The organism is Kitasatospora sp. NPDC006697 (assembly GCF_042869935.1).
In the GTDB taxonomy this organism is placed as follows: Bacteria; Actinomycetota; Actinomycetes; order Streptomycetales; family Streptomycetaceae; genus Kitasatospora.
Map to the genome: position 1 here is coordinate 159,236 of NZ_JBIAGU010000015.1, position 18,379 is coordinate 177,614.

The 18,379-nt window shown below is 76.9% G+C and carries 1 protein-coding gene and 1 pseudogene; both read right to left on the reverse strand.

Annotated elements, in window-relative coordinates:
• Positions 1-57: 57 nt before the first annotated feature.
• Positions 58-7,290, reverse strand: a pseudogene (locus ACFYNO_RS22240) (type I polyketide synthase); the annotation flags it as partial.
• A 52-nt stretch (positions 7,291-7,342) separates the two neighbouring features.
• The gene (locus tag ACFYNO_RS22245) at positions 7,343-18,349 is read right to left on the reverse strand and encodes a type I polyketide synthase (protein ID WP_388014950.1); all 11,007 of its coding nucleotides are present in this window, start codon (positions 18,347-18,349) and stop codon (positions 7,343-7,345) included.
• Positions 18,350-18,379 lie beyond the last annotated feature (30 nt).

Here is an 18,379-nt window from a genome sequence, read left to right on the forward strand (position 1 = left end):
CTCGGGCGGTCTGACAGCCTATCAGCCGGGCGCTGCGATGATCAGCTCAACAGTGCCTCACTCCTCGCTGAACTCGTAGTCGGTCAGGCCCCAGTAGACCCGCAGTCCGGTGATCTTCCCCTCGTCGTCGAGTTCGAAGACGTCCACGCAGTCGATGCTGACCCGGCGCTGGGCCGGGTCCGCGACGGCGGTGAGGTGGCCGGTGACCGGGATGGCGACGGAGCTGCCGTCCTGGGCGCCGACCGGGTGGCCGACGGTGACCTCGACCTTGGACTGCTGCAGGGTGATCTCGTAGTACTCGCGCAGCGCCTCGGTGCCCTGGCGCGGCTCCTGGCCGACCGGGTCCTCGATCACGGCGTCCGGCGCGAACAGCTCCAGCACCCGGTCGACCTCGCCCGCGTTGACCCGGCGGAAGTACTCCAGCACGGCCGCCTTGCGGCTGCGGTCGTCCACGGTGCCCGCGCCGGTGCGCTCGCGCTGGACGGTGCCGGTGCCGTCGGCCAGCCAGTAGCGCTCGCGCTGGAAGGCGTAGGTGGGCAGGTCGGTCAGCCGGGCGCCGGAGCCGGTGAAGAACGCGGGCCAGTCCACGTCGGCGCCGCGGGCGAAGGCTGCGCCGACGGCGCGCAGCAGCGCGCGCTGGGTGGCGAGCCGCGGCGGGTCCAGGGTGAGCAGCGGGTCGCCGTCGGCCGGGGCGTGCTCGGCGGTCCAGAACTCCGGGTCGGCGAGCCGCTCGGCGCCGGCCTGCTCGCCGCCGGCCAGCAGCGGCACCTGGGCGGGCCGCCAGTGCAGCCGGCCCAGCGCGCCCGGCCCGGCGGTCAGCAGCTCCACCGCCTCGGGCAGTTCCAGCACCCCGGCGGCGCAGGCCGCGGCGACCAGCCCGGCGCCGCTGCCGGAGACCGCCTCCGGCCGCACGCCCCAGGTGCGCAGCAGCCCGTGCAGCGCGAGCTGGGCCGCGAAGGAGGCCGCCTCCACCAGCGCCAGGTCCACCGGCCCCTCGGCGAACAGCGCGTCGCGCAGTGACAGTTCGAGGCTGCCGTCCAGGTGCGAGCAGACCGCGTCCCAGGCGTCGGCGTAGCCGGGCAGCGCCTGGTACAGCTCCCGGACGTCGGCGAGCGGGCCGGCCGCCGGGAAGTGCAGCACGAGCCGCGCCTCGCCGGCCGCCGGGCCGTCCGCGGTCAGCGCCGCCAGGCCCGCCAGCAGCTCCGCCGTGCCGTGGGCGGCCAGCACCGCCCGGTAGGCGAAGACGGCCCGGCCGGCCGCCAGCGAGTAGGCGAGGTCCAGCGGGGCCGCGGCGCCGGTGCGAAGCTGGGCGGCGAGCCGCCGGGCCTGGCCGCGCAGTGCCTCGGGCGTGCGGCCGGAGAGCACGAACGGCAGCACCGCGCCGGCCGCGGGTTCCGGCCGCGCGGGCACGGGCGGCGCCTCCTCCAGGATCAGGTGCACCTTGGTGCCGCTGCCGCCGAAGGAGGAGACGCCGGCCCGGCGCGGCCGCTCCCCCGCCGGCCAGGGCACGTCGGCGTCCAGCAGCCGCACCGTGCCTGACGACCAGTCGACCAGCTCGGTCGGCCGGTCCAGGTGGAGCATCGCGGGCTGCAGCTGGTGGCGCAGCGCGAGCACGGTCTTGATCACGCCGACCGCGCCGGAGGCGGCCTGCGGGTGGCCGATGTGCGACTTGACGGTGCCCACCAGCAGCGGCCGCCCGTCCGGCCGCTCCCGCCCGTAGGCGGCGAGCAGCGCCTCGGCCTCCACCGAGTCGCCCAGCGGCGAGCCGGTGCCGTGCGCCTCGACCACGTCGATGTCGGCGGGGCGCAGGCCGGCGTCGGCCAGCGCGGCCTGGATCACCCGCTCCTGGGAGGGGCCGCTCGGGGCGGTCAGCCCGTTGGTGGCGCCGTCGTGGTTGACGGCGGTGCCGCGCAGCACGGCGAGCACCGGGTGGCCGTGGCGGCGGGCGTCGGAGAGGCGTTCCAGCAGCAGCATGCCGGCGCCCTCCCCCCAGCCGGTGCCGTCGGCGGCGGCGGCGAACGGCTTGCTGCGGCCGTCCGGCGCCGCGCCGCCGCCGAGCGAGGGGAAGGAGACGGGGTGCGAGAGCACGGTGACGCCGCCGGCCAGCGCCAGCGAGCAGTCGCCCGCGCGCAGCGCCCGGGTGGCCAGGTGGAGGGCGACGGCGGAGGAGGAGCAGCCGGTGTCGACGGTGAAGGCCGGGCCCTCCAGGCCGAGCGCGAAGGCGATCCGGCCGGCCGCGATGGCGGGCGAGCTGCCGCCGGCCAGGTAGGGCCGGGTGGCCTTGGGCGCCTGCCGGTTGGTGAAGCTGTAGCCCTGGAAGAAGGTGCCGAGGAAGACGCCGGTCCGACTGCCGCGCAGCGCCGTGCCGTTGAGACCGCCGCGCTCGAAGGACTCCCAGGACAGCTCCAGCAGCAGCCGCTGCTGCGGGTCCATCGCGGCGGCCTCCTCGGCGGTGATGCCGAAGAACTCGGCGTCGAAGTCGGCGACCCCGGTGAGGAATCCGCCCTCCTCGAGGAAGGCGAGCTGGTCGGGGGCGGCGAGGATGCGGGCCAGGTCGAGCCCTTCCCAGCCGCGGTCCTTGGGGGCTTCGCCGACCACGTCCACGCCGTCGGCCAGCACCTGCCACAGCTCCTCGGGTGTGCCGATCCCGCCGGGCAGCCGGCAGGCCATGCCGACGATGGCCACCGGGTCCTCGTCCACCCGGACCGGCGCCTCGGTCGCGACATTCTCCTGATGCCCCGTCAGTTCGCCGAGCACGTACCGTGCCAGGGCCGCCGGGGTGGGGTGGTCGAAGACCAGCGAGGCGGGCAGCCGCAGGCCGGTGGCGGTGTTCAGCCGGTTGCGCAGCTCGACGGCGACGATGGAGTCGAAGCCCAGCTCGCGGAAGACCCGGCCGGGCTCCACCGCCTCGGCGGAGGCGTGGCCGAGCACGGCGGCCACCTGGGCGCGGACCAGCGCGAGCAGGGTCCGCTCCTGCTCGCGCGGGTCCAGCCCGGCCAGCCGCCGGGCCAGGCCCTCCTCGCCCTCCGCGGCGGGCGGTTCGGCGGCCGCGGCGGCGGCGGTCTCGCGCAGCGCGGGCAGGTCGGCGAGCAGGGGCGCGGGGCGGCGGGCGGTGAAGCCGGGGGCGAACCGCGGCCAGTCCATGGCGGTGACGGAGACGAAGGTCTCGTCCTGCTCGACGGCCTGCACCAGGGCGGCGACGGCCAGTTCGGGCTCCATCTCGAGGATGCCGCGCCGCTGCAGCATGTCCCGCACGGTGGCGTCGGCCATCATGCCCGCGCCGCCGCCCCAGCCGCCCCAGGCGATCGCGGTGGCGGTCAGGCCGCGGGCCCGGCGCTGTTCGGCCAGCGCGTCCAGGAAGGCGTTGGCGGCCGCGTATCCGGCCTGGCCGCCGCTGCCCCAGACGCCCGCGTTCGAGGAGTAGAGCACGAAGGCGTCCAACTCCCGGTCGCCCAGCAGCTCGTCCAGGTGGACGGCGCCGGCGGCCTTGCCGGCGAACAGCTTCGCGGTCTCGGCCAGGTCCAGCTGGTCGACGGTGGCGGCCTGTCCGACCCCGGCGGTGTGCAGCACGGCGGTCGGCGGGTGGGCGTCGAGCAGCGCGGCCAGCGCCGCCCGGTCGGCGAGGTCGCAGGCGGCGAGCGTGACCCGGGCTCCGAGCGCGCCGAGCTCGGCCGCCAACTCGGCGGCCCCCGGGGCCCGCTCGCCCTGACGGCTGGTCAGCACCAGGTGCTCGGCGCCGTTGGCGGCCAGCCAGCGGGCGGCGTGCGCGCCGAGCGCCCCGGTGCCGCCGGTGACCAGCACGGTGCCGCGCGGGCGCCAGGGTCGCACGGCGGGCGCGCCGTTCAGCGGGGCGGGCACCAGGCGGCGGGCGAAGACCCCGGAGGGGCGGACGGCGAGCTGGTCCTCGCCGTCCGGACCGGCCAGCACGGCGGCCAGCCGGTCCAGCGCGCGCCGGTCGGGCGCGGCGGGCAGGTCGATCAGGCCGCCCCACAGCTCGGGCTGCTCCAGTGCCACCACCCGGCCCAGGCCCCAGACCTGGGCCTGCGCCGGGCTGCTCGCGCGTTCGGCGCGGGCCACCGAGACGGCGCCGCTGGTCAGGCACCAGAGCGGGGCGGGGCTTCCGGCGGCGAGCAGCGCCTGCACCAGCGCGACGGTGCCGGCCAGCCCGGTGCTGAGCAGCGGGTGCTCGGGGTGCGGGCGCTCGTCCAGCGCGAGCAGCGAGAGCACCCCCGCGAGGGGCGTGTCGGCGGGCAGCGGCCCGGCGGCGCCGGTCACGGTCAGCACCTCGGCGCCGTGCCCGATGAGCATCTCCCGGACGGACTCCAGCAGTTCCGGGTCGGCCTGCTCCGGCGCGACCAGCAGCCAACTGCCGTGCAGCGCCGGGCCGCGCTCGGTCCCGACCGGCTTCCAGGCGATCCGGTAGCGCCAGGAGTCCAGCCGCGCCTGTCGCCGCTGCCCGCGCCGCCAGGCGGCCAACTCGGGCAGCACGGCGGCCAGTCCGGCCCCGCCGCCGCCCATCGCGGCGGCCAGCGCCGCCGGGTCCTCCCGCTCCACGGCCTCCCAGAACGCGCCCTCCACGGGGTCGACCGCCCGGTCGGCCCCGGCGGGAGCCGCCTCCAGCCAGTACCGCTGCCGTTGGAAGGCGTAGGTCGGCAGCTCGACCGTCCGGGCCCGCGCCGGGAAGGCGGGCCGCCAGTCGACGGCGACGCCGTTGGCCCAGGCCTCGGCGAGGGAGAGCAGGAACCGCTCGGGCCCGCCCTCCTCGCGCCGCAGCGTGCCGACGGCCGCCGCCCGGACACCGGCCTGCTCGGCCGTCTCCGCGATCGCGGGCACGACCACGGGGTGCGCGCTGACCTCCACGAAGGCGCCGAACCCGTCCGCCAGCAGCCGGCCCACCGCGTCGGCGAACCGCACCGGGCTGCGCAGGTTGGCGTACCAGTACTCGGCGTCCAGGGTGGCGGTGTCGACCGGGCCGGCGGTCACCGTGGAGTAGAACGGCACGGCGGCGGTGCGCGGCGCCAGTCCGGCCAGCGCGGTCAGCAACTCCTCGCGGATCGGCGCGACATGGGCGGAGTGCGAGGCGTAGCCCGCGTCGGTGCGGCGGGCCCGGACGTCCTGGCACTCCGTCAGGAAGCTCTCCACGGCCGCGACCTCGCCGGAGACCACGGTGGCGGACGGCCCGTTGACCACCGCCACCGAGAGCCGGTCGCCGTAGCCGGCGATCCGCCGCTCCACCTCGGCGGCGGGCAGCTGCACCGAGGCCATCGCCCCGGTGCCGGCCAGCGCCAGCACGGTGCGGCTGCGCTGGGCGACCACCCGGGCGCCGTCCTCCAGCGAGAGCGCGCCGGCGACCACGGCCGCCGCGATCTCGCCCTGCGAGTGGCCGACCACGGCGGCCGGTTCGACGCCGAAGGAGCGCCACAGCCCGGCCAGCGAGACCAGCATCGCCCAGTTCACGACCTGCACCGTGTCGATCTGCTCCAGCCCCGGGCCGCCGCGCAGGATGTCGGTCAGCGACCAGTCCACCCAGGGCGCCAGCGCCGCCTCGCACTCGGCGATCTTCGCGGCGAACACCGGCGCGGTGTCGAGCAGTTCGGCGCCCATGCCGATCCACTGGGAGCCCTGTCCGGGGAAGACGAAGACCACCCGGCCGCCGGTGTCGGCGGTGCCGCCGGTGCCCTCGGCGGCCAGCTCGTCCAGCCGGGCGAGCAGCCCGTCCCGGTCGGCGGCGGCCAGCGCCGCGCGCTGCTCCAGCGCGGCCCTGGTGGTGGCGAGCGAGAACCCGAGCTCGGCGGGGCCGAGTTCGGGATGCGCCCGGAGGTGGGCGGCCAGCCTGGCGGCCTGGGCCCGCAGTCCGGCGGTGCCGCGCGCGGAGAGCGGCACCGGCACGGCGGGCGTGCGGAACACCGGCTCGACCGGGTCGGCTTCGGCGGCCTCCTCGGCCGGCGCCTCCTCCACGATCACATGGGCGTTGGTGCCGCTGATGCCGAAGGCCGAGATCCCGGCCCGGCGCGGCTGCCCGCCGCGCGGCCAGGCGGCGGGCTCGGTGAGCAGCGAGACCGCGCCCGCCGACCAGTCCACGTGCGGGGTCGGCCGGTCGACGTGCAGCGTCTGCGGCAGCAGTTCGTGCCGCAGCGCCATCACCATCTTGATCAGCCCGGCCATGCCGGCCGCCGCCTGGGTGTGGCCCAGGTTGGACTTGACCGAGCCGAGCCGCAGCGGCCGCTCGGCGGGCCGGCCGCGCCCGTAGGTGGCGAGCAGCGCCTGCGCCTCGATCGGGTCGCCGAGCGCGGTGCCGGTGCCGTGCGCCTCCACGGCATCCACTTGGTCGGCCGACAGCCGGGCGTTGGCCAGCGCGGCGCGGATCACCCGCTGCTGGGAGGGGCCGTTGGGGGCGGTGAGCCCGCTGCTGGCGCCGTCCTGGTTGACGGCCGTCCCGCGCACCACGGCCAGCACCCGGTGGCCATGGCGCCGGGCGTCGGAGAGCCGTTCGACCAGCACGGTGCCGACGCCCTCGGCGAAGCCGGTGCCGTCGGCGGCGGCCGCGAAGGCCTTGCACCGGCTGTCGCCCGCCATCACCCCGACCCCGCTGAAGCCCAGGAAGGCACCGGGGATGGCCATCACGGCCGCGCCGCCGACCAGCGCCAGCGAGCACTCCCCCGCGCGCAGCGCCTGCACGGCGAGGTGCAGGGCGACCAGCGAGGAGGAGCAGGCGGTGTCCACGGTGACCGCCGGGCCCTCCAGGCCGAAGGTGTAGGCGAGCCGTCCGGAGATCACGCTGGCGGAGATGCCGGTGACGGCGTAGGTGGCCACGCCCTCGGGCAGTTCGCCGACGCCGTCGCCGTAGCCGGTGTGCGAGGCGCCGACGAAGACGCCGGTCGGGCTGCCCTTGAGCGTCGCCGGGTCCAGCCCGGCCCGTTCGAAGACCTCCCAGGAGGTCTCCAGCAGCAGCCGCTGCTGCGGGTCCATGGCCAGCGCCTCGCGCGGCGAGATGCCGAAGAAGGCGGGGTCGAACTCGGCGGCGCCGGCCACGAAGCCGCCCTGGGGGGCGGGCCCGGCGCCGGGCGGGGCGAGCGCGTCCAGGTCCCAGCCGCGATCGCCGGGCAGGCCGGAGAGCGCGTCGCCGCCCTCGGCGACCAGCTGCCACAGCGCCTCCGGCGAGTCCGCGCCGCCGGGGAAGCGGCAGGCGGCGGCGACGATCGCGACCGGCTCGGCGGCGGCCGCCGCGAGCTGCTGGTTCTGCCGGCGCAGCCGTTCGTTCTCGCTGAGCGAGCTGCGCAGGGCTTCGACGATCCGTTCGTTGGGTGTGGTGGTCATCTGTCAGCTCCGTTTCGCACGCCGGTCAGGTGTCCTGCTGACCGAGCGCCAGCTCGACCAGCTGGTCCACGTCCATGCCGGCGATCGCGGCGGACGGGTCCTCGTCATCGGTGGGGGCGGGCCCGGCGGCGGGGTCGGCGAGCCGCAGCAGGGCCGCCAGCAGGCCCGACTCGCGCAGCCGGTCCACCGGGACGGCGGCCAGCGCCTGCCGGATCTCGGCCTCGGCGACGGGGGCCGGGGCGGCCTCGGTCGCGCCCTCGCCGGGGGCCAGCTCCGCCAGCAGGTAGCGGGCCAGCGCGAGCGGCGTCGGGTAGTCGAAGACCAGGGTGGCGGGCAGCCGCAGCCCGGCCGTCGCGCCGAGCCGGTTGCGCAGCTCGACGGCGGTCAGCGAGTCGAAGCCCAGGTCGACGAAGCCGCGCTCGGGGTCCACGGCCTGCCCGGTGGCGTGGCCGAGCACGGTGGCGACGTGGCGGCGCACCACCTCCAGTGCGGCGGGCTGCCGCTCGGCCTGCGGCAGCCGGGCCAGCCGCTCGGCGAGCGCGGCGGCGCCGCCCTCGGTGCCGGCCTCCACGGCCCGGCGGGCGGCGGGGCGCACCAGGGCCCGGTAGAGCGGCGGCACGGGGGCGTCGCCGAGCTGGGCGCGCAGGCCGGCCAGGTCGAGCCGGATCGGCAGCTGCAGCGGCTGGTCCAGGCCGAGCGCGGTGTCGAAGAGGGCGAGGCCCTGCTCGGTGGAGAGCGGCAGGGCGCCGCCGCGGTTCATCCGGGTGACGTCGCCCGCGCCCAGGTGGCCGGTCAGCGCGCTGGCCTCGGCCCAGTAGCCCCAGGCGAGCGAGTGGGCGGGCCGGCCGTGCGCCCGCCGGTGCGCGGCGAGCGCGTCCAGGGCGGTGTTGGCGGCGGCGTAGTTGGCCTGCCCGGGGGTGCCGAAGACGCCGGAGGCCGAGGAGAACAGCACGAACAGCGCCAGGTCCTGATGGAGCGTCAGCTCATGCAGGTGGCGGGCCGCGTCGAGCTTGGGGCGGAGCACGCCGGCCAGCCGCTCCGGGGTGAGGGCGGCGAAGACGCCGTCGTCCAGCACGCCGGCCGCGTGCACCACGCCGGTCAGCGGGTGCGCGGGCGGGACGGCGGCCAGCAGCCCGGCCAGGGCCGGGCGGTCGGCGGCGTCGCAGGCGGCGACGGTCACGGTGGCGCCGAGCCCGGTCAGCCGGTCCGCCAGCTCGCCGGCGCCGGGCGCCTGCGGGCCGCTGCGGCTGGTGAGCAGCAGGTGGCGGACGCCGTGCGCGGTGACCAGGTGCTCGGCGAGCAGCGCGCCCAGGGTGCCGGTTCCGCCGGTGACCAGCACGGTGCCCTCGGGGTCGAGGGCGCGCGGCATGGTGAGAACCAGCTTGCCGGTGTGCTTGGCCTGGCTCATCCGCCGGAAGGCCTCGGGGGCGCGGCGGACGTCCCAGCTGCGGCGCGGGTGGGCGGTCAGCGCGCCCTGCTCGAAGAGGGCCAGCACCTCGGTGAGGATGGCCCCGATCCGCTCGGGGCCGGCCTCGGCCAGGTCGTAGGCGCGGTAGGCGACCCCGGGGTGGTCGGCGGCCACCTGTCCGGGGTCGCGGACGTCGGTGCGGCCGAGTTCCAGGAAGCGTCCGCCGCGCGGCAGCAGCCGCAGCGAGGCGTCGACGAACTCGCGGGCCAGCGAGTCCAGCACCAGGTCCACGCCCCGGCCGCCGGTGGCCGCCGTGATCCGCTGTTCGAAGGCCAGGTCGCGGGAGGAGGAGATCCGCTCCTCGGGGACGCCCAGGGCGCGCACGGCCGCCCACTTGGCGGGGCTCGCGGTGGCGTACACCTCGGCGCCCAGGTGGCGGGCGAGTTGGACGGCGGCCATGCCGACGCCGCCGGCGGCCGCGTGCACCAGCACCGTCTCGCCGGGCCGCAGGCCGCCCAGGTCGACCAGGCCGAACCAGGCGGTGGCGAAGGCCACCGGCACGGCGGCCGCCTGCTCGAAGGTCCAGTCGGCGGGCATCCGCACCACCATCCGGCGGTCGGCGACGGCGGTCGGCCCGAAGCCGCCGGGGACCATCCCCATCACCCGGTCGCCCGGCACGAAGTCCGTGACGTCCGGAGCGGCTTCGGTGACCACGCCGGCCGCCTCGTTGCCCAGGAAGGCCTCGCCCGGGTACATGCCGAGCGCGACCAGCACATCGCGGAAGTTCAGGCCGGCGGCGCGGACCGCGATCCGCAGCTGGCCCGGCGCCAGCGGGGCGAGCGCCTGCGGGTGGGGCAGCAGCGCCAGGTTCTCCAGGGTGCCCGCGCCGGTGGTGTCCAGCCGCCAGGCGGGCGCCTCCGGCACCGGCAGCGCACCGTCGTTGCCGGGCCTGGCGAGCCGGGGCGCAAGCAGCACGCCCTCGCGCAGCGCGGCCTGCGGTTCACCGGCGGCGAGCGCGGTGGCGACGGCCAGGGCGTGCTGCAGCGGGTCCGGGGTGTCGGTGTCCACCAGCAGCAGCCGGTCGGGGTGTTCGGACTGGGCCGACCGCAGCAGCCCCCACACACCCGCGTGCGCCGGGTCGGTGACGTCCTCGCCGGGACGGGTGGCGAGGGCGCCCCGGGTGACCACGGCGAGGCGGGCCCCGGCGAGGCTCGGGTGAGCGAGCCAACGCTGGGTGAGCGTCAGGATGGTGGAGAGCGCGCCGTGGGCGTCCTCGGCCGGGGCGAGCGGGAGCAGCACCAGTTCGGTGTCGGCGGGCAGGGCGTCCAGGTCCGGCGTGGCGCCCTCGGGCAGGATGGTCCAACGGCCGCTCTCGGCGGGCCGGGCCTCCACCGGGGTCCAGTCCAGCCGGAACAGCGCGTCCGCCCGGACGGCCGCACCAGCAGCCGCCAACTGGGCGGCGGAGACCGGGCGCAGGGCCAGCGATTCGACGGCGGCGACCGGCTGCCCCGCCGCGTCCGCCGCCTGCACGGTGATCGCGTTCGCTCCGGCGGCGGCGATCCGCACCCGCAGCGCGGGCGCGCCGGCGGCCAGCAGCGTCACGCCCTGCCAGGCGAACGGCAGCAGCTGGGCGCCGCGTTCGGCGAACTCGCCGAAGCCCATCGCCTGCAGGGCGGCGTCGAAGAGCGCGGGGTGCAGGCCGAAGCCGGCGGCCTGCTGGGCGTGGCCCTCGGGCAGCGCCACCTCGGCGAACACCTCGGTGCCGCGCCGCCAGACGGCGCGCAGGCCCTGGAAGGCCGGTCCGTAGCGGTAGCCGGCGTCGAGCATCGCCGGGTAGAAGGCCTCGATCTCGACGGGCTCCGCGCCGGGCGGCGGCCAGGCGGCCAGGTCGAAGGCGGCAGACGCCGCACCGGCGGCCAGCAGGCCGGTGGCGTGGCGCTGCCAGCTGCCGCCCTGCTCGGCGCGGGAGTGGATGCCGAATCCGCGCCGGCCCTGCGCATCCGGTGCTTCGACGCGCAGTTGCAGCAGCACCGCCTCGCGCTCGGCGAGCACCAGCGGGGCCTCCAAGGTGAGTTCGTCCAGCCGCTCGCACCCCGCCTCGTCGCCGGCCCGGATCGCCAGCTCCACGAAGGCGGTGCCGGGCAGCAGCACGGAACCGCCCACGGCGTGGTCGGCGAGCCAGGGGTGGGTGCGGAGCGAGAGGCGGCCGGTGAACAGGTGCTCGCCGCTGTCGGCGACCGCGACGGCGGCGCCGAGCAGCGGGTGCTCGGCGGCGGCCAGCCCGAGGCCGGCCGGGTCGCCGGCCGTCGCGCCGTCGCTCTCCAGCCAGAAGCGTTCGCGCTGGAAGGCGTAGGTGGGCAGGTCCACGGGCTTGGCCTCGGCCGGCAGGACGGCCCGCCAGTTGACGGGGGCGCCGGCGGTCCAGGCCTGGGCGAGGGCGAGCAGGAAGCGCTCGGGGCCGCCCTCCTCGCGGCGCAGGGTGCCCAGGGCGACGGCGCGGGAGGCGGCGTGCTCCAGGCACTCGGCGATGCCGGTGGTCACCACGGGGTGGGCGCTGACCTCGGCGAAGACGCCGTAGCCGCGCGCCGCCAGCGTCTCGATGACGGGGGCGAATCGGACGGGGTTGCGGAGGTTGGTGTACCAGTATTCGGCGTCCAGGGCGGTGGTGGTGAGCAGTGAGCCGGTGACGGTGGAGTGGAAGGGTACGTCGGCCGCGCGCGGGGTGATGCCCGCTAGGGCGGTCAGCAGCTCCTCGCGGATCGCTTCGACGTGGGCGCAGTGCGAGGCGTAGTCCACCTCGATCCGCCGGGCCCGCTCATGTGCGGCGAGGAACTGCTCCAGCGCGTCGACATCACCGGAAATCACGGTGGAGGAAGGGCCGTTGATCGCGGCGATCGAGATCCGGCCCTCGTACTCCTCGATCGACAGCTCATCAGCTCCCAGCGGCACCGAGACCATGCCGCCCCTGCCCGAGAGCGCCAGCAGGGCCCGTGCGCGCAGGGCGACGACCCGCGCACCGTCCTCCAGCGACAACGCCCCCGCCACGCACGCCGCCGCGATCTCCCCCTGCGAATGCCCCACCACCGCCGCCGGCTCGACCCCGACCGACCGCCACAGCGCCGCCAGCGACACCATCACCGCCCACAACACCGGCTGCACCACATCCACCCGCTCCAACCCCTCGCCGCCGCGCAGCACTTCGGACAGCGACCAATCGACATACGCCGACAGCGCCCGCTCACACTCCGCAATACGGGCCGCGAACACCGGCGAGCAGTCCAGCAGTTCCGCCCCCATCCCCACCCACTGCGACCCCTGCCCGGGGAAGACGAACACCACCCGCCCATCCCCCGCCACACCCGACACCAGCCCCGCCGCCGGCTCACCCTCCGCCAACGCACGCAACCCCTCCGCATCGAACACCACCGCCCGATGCTCCAACGCCGCCCGCCCCGCGACCAACGAGAACGCCGGGTCCGCCCCCGCCCACTCGCCCAACCGCCGCGCCTGCCCCGCCAGCGCAACCCCGCTCCTCGCCGACACCACCCACGGCAGCACCGGCGACACCAGCACGGGCTGCTCGACGGCCGCCACCGGCTCGACCTCCGCCGCCGCCTGCTCGAGGATCACGTGCGCGTTCGTCCCGCTCCCCCCGAACGCCGACACCCCGGCCCGGCGCGGCCGGTCGACCTCGGGCCAGGCCCGCTGCTCGTCCAGCAGCCGCACCGTGCCCGCCGACCAGTCCACCTCGGGCGTCGGCTGTTCGGCGTGCAGGGTGCGCGGCAGGATGCCCTGGCGCAGCGCGAACACCGTCTTGATCACCCCGGCGATCCCGGAGGCGGCCTGGGTGTGGCCGATGTTGGACTTCAACGCGCCCAGCCAGAGCGGCCGTTCGGCGCTGTGCGCGCGCCCGTAGGTGGCGATCAGCGCCTGCGCCTCGATCGGGTCACCGAGCGTGGTGCCGGTGCCGTGCGCCTCCACCGCGTCGACCTGATCGGCCGTCAGCCGCGCGTTGGCCAGCGCCTGGCGGATCACCCGCTGCTGCGACGGACCGTTGGGCGCGGTCAGGCCGTTGGAGGCGCCGTCCTGGTTGGTTGCGGTGCCGCGGATCACGGCGAGCACCGGGTGCCCGTTGCGCCGGGCGTCCGAGACCCGCTCCAGCAGCAGGGTGCCCACGCCCTCGCCCCAGCCGGTGCCGTCGGCATCGGCGGAGAAGGGCTTGCACCGCCCGTCCCGGGCCAGTCCGCGCTGGCGGCTGAAGGCGACGAAGACGCCGGGCGAGACCATGATCGCGGCGCCCGCCGCCAGCGCCATCGAGCACTCGCCCGTCCGCAGCGCCTGGCAGGCCAGGTGCAGCGCGACCAGCGAGGAGGAGCACATGGTGTCGACGGTGACCGCCGGGCCCTCCAGGCCGAAGGTGTAGGCGACCCGGCCCGAGGTGACGGCGGAGGAGCCGCCGAACAGCAGGTGGCCTTCGACGCCGTCGGGCACCTGGCTCAGCCCCTCGCCGTACCCGGGGTGGGCCGCGCCGACGAAGACTCCGGTCGGGCTGCCCTTCAGCCGGCCCGGGTCGATGCCCGCCCGCTCGAACGCCTCCCAGCTGGTCTCCAGCAGCAGCCGCTGCTGCGGGTCCATCGCCAGCGCCTCGCGCGGCGAGATGCTGAAGAAGTCGGCGTCGAACCGGGAGGCGTCGGTGAGGAAGCCGCCCTCGCGCACATAGGACTTGCCGGGCCGGTCGGGGTCGGGGTCGTAGAAGCCCTCGAGGTCCCAGCCCCGGTCGGTGGGGAACTCGCCGATCGCGTCGCGCCCGTCCAGCGCGACCTGCCACAGCTCCTCGGGCGTGCTGACCCCGCCGGGGTAGCGGCAGGCCATGCCGACGATGGCGATCGGCTCGTCGTCCACGCCGGTGGCGGCGGTGGCGGGCAGCGGCGCGGCCGGCTGCAGGCCGAGCAGCTCCTCCCGGAGGAACCGGGCCAGCGCGAGCGGCGTCGGGTAGTCGAAGACCAGGGTGGCGGGCAGCGGCAGCCCGGCGGCGGTGCGCAGCCGGTTGCGCAGGTCGACGGCGATCAGCGAGTCGAAGCCGAGGTCCTTGAACGGGCGCCCGGAGTCCAGCTCTTCGGCCGAGTCGTGGCCGAGCACGGCCGCGACCTCGGTGAGCACCAGCTCGAGCAGCAGTCGCTCGCGCTCGCCCTCGGGGGTGTCGGCCACGGTCCTGGCCAGCTCCGAGTCGGCCACCACCGGGACCTGCTCGGCCTCGCCCAGGGCGGCGCGCACCTCGGGCAGTTCGCCGAGCAGCGGGCTGCGGCGGCGGGTGGTGAAGCCGGGCACGAACCGGGCCCAGTCCACGTCCGCGACGGCGAGGAAGGTCTCGTCCTCGGCGACGGCCCGCAGCAGGGCCGTGATCGCCAGCTCCGGGTCCATCTCCAGCACGCCGCGCCTGCGCAGCTGTTCGGTGGCTCCGTCGGTGGCGGTCAGGCCGCCGCCGCCCCAGGCACCCCAGGCGACCGAGGTGGCGGTGCGGCCGCGCGCCCGGCGGTGTTCGGCGAGCGCGTCCAGGTAGGCGTTGGCGCCCGCGTAGGCGCCCTGGCCGCCGCTGCCCCAGACTCCGGCGTTCGAGGAGAAGAGCACGAAGGCGTCCAGCTCCCGGTCCCCGAGCAGCTGGTCCAGGTGGGCGGCGCCGATCGAGTTGCCGGCCAGCACGGCGGCGTGCTCGGCGGGGCCGGTCTCCTCGATCGGGCTGGCCTGGGTGATGCCGGCGGTGTGCACCACGGCGGTGAGCGGGGTGTCCTCGGGCACGGCGTCGAGCAGGGCGGCCAGCGCCGCCCGGTCCGCGACGTCGCAGGCGGCGAGGGTGACCCGGGCGCCGAACGCGGCGAGCTGTTCGGCCAGTTCGGCCGCGCCGGGGGCGTGGGGGCCGCGCCGGCTGGTCAGCAGCAGGTGCTCGGCACCCCGGGCCGCGAGGGCACGGGCGACCCGGGCGCCGAGCGCGCCGGTGCCGCCGGTGACCAGCACGGTGCCGCGCGGGTGCCAGTCCCGGGGCGGCCGGCTCCGGGTCTCGCCGGCGGGGGCGTGCACCAGTCGGCGCGCGTACACGCCCGAGGCGCGGACGGCGAGTTGGTCCTCGGTGCCGTCGGCTCCGGCGATCCCGCCGAGCACGGCGCAGAGCCGGGCGGCGGCGCGCGGGTCGAGGGCGGCGGGCAGGTCCACCAGGCCGGCCCAGTGCGCGGGCTGTTCGAGTGCCGCGACCCGGCCGAGACCCCAGACGTGGGCCTGGACGGGGTGGTCGAGCGGGTCGCCCGCCTCGGCGCGGACGGCGCCGCTGGTGGCGCTCCACAGTCCGGCCTCGATGCCCGCGTCGCCGAGCGCGAGCACGGCGGCGGCGGTTGCGGCGACTCCGGCGGGCACCAGCGGCTGCTCGGCCCGGGGTTGCTGGTCGAGGCCGAGCAACGAGAGCACCCCCGCGACCGGCTGCCCGTCGCCGGCCGCGCGCAACTCCCCGGCCAGCACGGCCCGGTCGGCGGTGGCGGCGTCCACCGGCACCGGTACGGGCTCGGCGCCGTGGGCGGCCAGCGCGTCCAGGCAGCCGACGGCCAGGGCGGACTCGGCCTGCGCAAGGGGCAGCAGCACCAGCCAGCGGCCGGCCAGTCCGGGCCGCGCCGGCTCGGCGACGGGCCGCCAGGCGATCCGGTAGCGCCAGCCGTCGACGACCGAGGCCTGCTTGCGGGCCCGGCGCCAGGCGGCGAGCGCGGGCAGCACGGCCTCCCAGCTGTCCTGGGCGCCGGTCACGTCGATGTCGGCGCTGCTGATCAGCGCCTGCACGTCCTGGCTCTCCACGGCGGCCCAGAACGCGCTCTCGCCGGGGTCGGCCGCCGCTGCGGCGGTGGCAGCCGGCTGCTGGGCGGGCGGGGCCTCCAGCCAGTAGCGGCGGCGCTGGAACGCGTAGGTGGGCAGCTCGACGGTGCCGCCGCTGCCGAGCAGCCCGGCCCAGTCGACGGGGGCGCCGTGCACCCAGGCCTCGGCGAGCGAGCGGGTGAACCGCTCGGGGCCGCCCTCCTCGCGGCGCAGCGTGCCGATGGTCACGGCGGAGCTGCCGGCCTGCTCGATCGCCTCACCGATGCCGACGGTGAGCACGGGGTGCGCGCTGGTCTCGACGAAGAGGCCGAAGCCGTCCTCCAGCAGCCGCCGCACCACGGGGGCGAACCGCACGGGGTTGCGCAGGTTGCGGTACCAGTAGTCGGCGTCCAGGCCGGTGGTGTCGATCGGCGCGCCCACCAGCGTGGAGTAGAAGGGCACTTCGGCGGTGCGCGGGGCGATGCCGTCCAGGGCGGTCAGCAGCTCGCCCCGGATCGCCTCCACATGGGTGCTGTGCGAGGCGTAGTCCACCTCGATCCTCCGCGCCCGCTCCTGTTCGGCGAGCAGGTGCTCCAGGGCGTCGGCGTCGCCGGAGACCACGGTGGCGGACGGGCCGTTGAGCGCGGCGATCGAGATCCGGCCCTCGTAGGGGGCGAGCAGTGCGGACACCTCGTCGGCGGCCAGCGGCAGCGAGACCATGCCGCCCTTGCCGGAGAGCGCCAGCAGCGCCCGCGACCGCAGCGCCACCACTCGCGCGCCGTCCTCCAGCGACAGCGCGCCCGCCACGCACGCCGCCGCGATCTCGCCCTGCGAGTGGCCCACCACGGCGGCGGGTTCGACGCCGCACGAGCGCCAGAGCGCGGCCAGCGAGACCATCACCGCCCACAGCGCCGGCTGCACCACGTCCACCCGGTCCAACCCCGCACCGCCGCGCAGCACTTCGGTCAGCGACCAGTCGACGTACGGCGCCAGCGCCGCCGAGCACTCCGCGATGCGCGCCGCGAACACCGGCGAGCAGTGCAGCAGTTCCGCCCCCATCCCGACCCACTGCGACCCCTGGCCGGGGAAGACGAAGACCACGCCCGCGTCCTGCAGCACCGCGCCGCGCACGGCCGCGCCCCGTCCGCCCGCCAGCGCCTCCAGCCCGGCCACGGCCTCGGCGCGGTCGGCGGCGAGCAGCACGGCCCGCCGATCCAGCGCGGCCCGGGTGATGGCCAGCGAGCGGGCCAGGTCGGCGGGCGCCAGCTCGGTGCGCTGCGCGAGGAAGGGCGCCAGCCGGGCGGCCTGGGCGCTCAGCGCGGCCTCGCTGCGGCCGCTGACCAGCCAGGGCAGCACGGCCGTCCGCAGCGGCGCCGGCCCGCTGCCGGCCGGCTCCGGGGCCGGCTCGGCCGGGGCCTCCTCCAGGATCACATGGGTGTTCGTCCCGCTGACGCCGAACGCGGAGACGCCGGCCCGGCGCGGCTCCGCCCCGCCCTTCCACTCCTGGCGCTCCGTCAGCAGCCGCACCGTGCCCGCCGACCAGTCCACCTCGGGCGTCGGCTCGTCCACGTGCAGGGTGCGCGGCAGCAGGCCGTTGCGCAGCGCCAGCACCATCTTGATCACACCCGCCACACCCGCCGCCGCCTGGGTGTGGCCGATGTTGGACTTCAACGCGCCCAGCCAGAGCGGCCGTTCCTCGCTGTGCGCCCGCCCGTAGGCGGCGATCAGCGCCTGCGCCTCGATCGGGTCGCCCAGGGTGGTGCCCGTGCCGTGTGCCTCCACCACGTCGATCTGACCGGCCGTCAGCTTGGCGTTGGCCAGCGCGGCCTCGATCACCCGCTGCTGGGACGGCCCGTTGGGCGCGGTGAGGCCGTTGGAGGCGCCGTCCTGGTTGATCGCCGAGCCGCGCACCACGGCCAGCACCGGGTGCCCGTGGCGCCGCGCGTCGGTCAGCCGCTCGACCAGCAGCATGCCCGCGCCCTCGGCGAAGCTGGTGCCGTCGGCGGCGGCCGCGAAGGCCTTGGAGCGCCCGTCGGCGGCCAGTCCGCGCTGCCGGCTGAACTCCATGAAGAGGCCGGGCGTGGCCATCACGGTGGCGCCGCCGGCCAGCGCCATGGTGCACTCGCCGGCCCGCAGCGCCTGGCAGGCCAGGTGCAGGGCGACCAGCGAGGAGGAGCAGGCGGTGTCCACGGTGACCGCGGGCCCCTCCAGGCCCAGGGTGTAGGCGACCCGGCCGGAGATCACGCTGGCGGCGCTGCCGGTCGCCAGGTAGCCCTCCACCGACTCGGGCACCCGGTCCAGCCGGCTGCCGTAGCCCTGGGCGACCATGCCGACGAACACGCCGGTCAGGCTCCCGCCGAGGGAGAGCGGGTCGATGCCGGCCCGCTCCAGGGCCTCCCAGGAGGTCTCCAGCACCAGCCGCTGCTGCGGGTCCATCGCCAGCGCCTCGCGCGGCGGGATGCCGAACAGCTCGGAGTCGAACGCGTCGGCCTCGTAGAGGAACCCGCCCTCGCGGGTGTAGGAGGTGCCGGCCCGGTCGGGGTCGGGGTCGTAGAGCGCGTCCAGGTCCCAGCCCCGGTTCGGCGGGAAGCCGGCGATGGCGTCGCCGCCCTCGGCCACCAGCCGCCACAGGTCCTCGGGCGAGGCGACCCCGCCGGGGTAGCGGCAGGCCATGCCGACGATGGCGATCGGCTCGGTCTCCTCCAGCTCCTGCACCCGCCGGCGGGCCTTGCGCAGGTCGGCGGTGGCGCGCTTGAGGTAGTCGCGGAGCTTGGCTTCGTTGTCGGTGGTCACGGCTCGGTCACCCGTCTCCTTCAGCTGCGG